Origin of the sequence: Mameliella sp. AT18, assembly GCF_028807275.1 — a bacterium.
Classification (GTDB): Bacteria; Pseudomonadota; Alphaproteobacteria; order Rhodobacterales; family Rhodobacteraceae; genus Antarctobacter; species Antarctobacter albus.
Genome location: NZ_JARAMO010000281.1, coordinates 1 through 1,275, shown reverse-complemented (window position 1 = coordinate 1,275; position 1,275 = coordinate 1). Strand labels below are relative to the sequence as shown.

The 1,275-nt window shown below is 65.9% G+C and carries 1 protein-coding gene; it reads right to left on the bottom strand.

Annotation, left to right across the window (positions count from 1 at the left end; genetic code table 11):
• Nucleotides 1-1,275: serine hydroxymethyltransferase (glyA, locus tag PVW46_RS22975; RefSeq protein WP_069208287.1), on the bottom strand; the 1,275-nt coding region annotated here is incomplete at its 5' end.

Here is a 1,275-nt window from a genome sequence, read left to right as displayed (position 1 = left end):
TCAGAGCTCGGGATAGATCGGGAACCGTTTGCAGAGGGCGTCGACCTCAGCCTTGACCTTTTCCTCGACCGCGGCGTTGTTGTCCTCGCCGTTGGCGGCCAGGCCGTCGACGACCTCGATGATCCAGTCCGCGATCTGGCGGAACTCGGCCTCGCCGAAGCCGCGGGTGGTGCCCGCCGGGCTGCCGAGGCGGATGCCGCTGGTCACCGTCGGCTTTTCCGGATCGAAGGGCACGCCGTTCTTGTTGCAGGTGATATGCGCCCGGCCCAGGGCCTTTTCGGTGGCGTTGCCCTTGACGCCCTTGGGCCGCAGGTCGACCAGCACCACATGCGTGTCGGTGCCATGCGTGACCGTGTCCAGGCCGCCCTTGATCAGCTGGTCGCTGAGCGCCTGCGCGTTGCGGATGACGTTCTGCTGGTAAGTCTTGAACTCCGGGCGCAGCGCCTCGCCGAAGGCCACCGCCTTGGCGGCGATGACATGCATCAGCGGGCCGCCCTGGATGCCCGGGAAGATCGCCGAATTCACCTTTTTAGCGATGTCTTCATCATTGGTGAGGATCATGCCCCCACGCGGACCGCGCAGGGTCTTGTGCGTGGTGGTGGTGGCCACATGGGCATGCGGGAAAGGCGAGGGATGTTCGCCCGCGGCCACCAGGCCGGCGAAATGCGCCATGTCGACATGCAGCCAGGCTCCGACCATGTCGGCGATCTGGCGCATGCGGGCGAAATCGATCTGGCGCGGGATGGCAGAGCCGCCGGCGATGATCATCTTGGGCTGGTGTTCCTTGGCCAGCGCCTCGACCTGGTCGTAATCCAGCGTGTTGTCCTGCTGGCGCACGCCGTACTGGATGGCGTTGAACCACTTGCCGGACTGGTTCGGCTTGGCACCGTGGGTCAGGTGGCCGCCGGCGTCCAGGCTCATGCCCAGGATGGTGTCGCCGGGCTTGATCAGCGCCTGGAAGACGCCCTGGTTGGCCTGACTGCCCGAGTTCGGCTGCACGTTGGCGAATTCGCAGTCGAACAGCTGCTTGGCGCGGTCGATGGCCAGGTTCTCGGCCACGTCGACCCACTGGCAGCCGCCGTAGTAGCGCCGGCCGGGATAGCCCTCGGCGTACTTGTTGGTCATGACGGAGCCCTGCGCCTCCATCACCGCGCGCGAGACGATGTTCTCGGAGGCGATCAGCTCGATCTCGTCGCGTTGCCGGCCAAGCTCGCCGGTGATCGAGCCAAACAGTTCAGGGTCGCGCGAGGCGAGGGACTCGGTGAAAAAACCGTC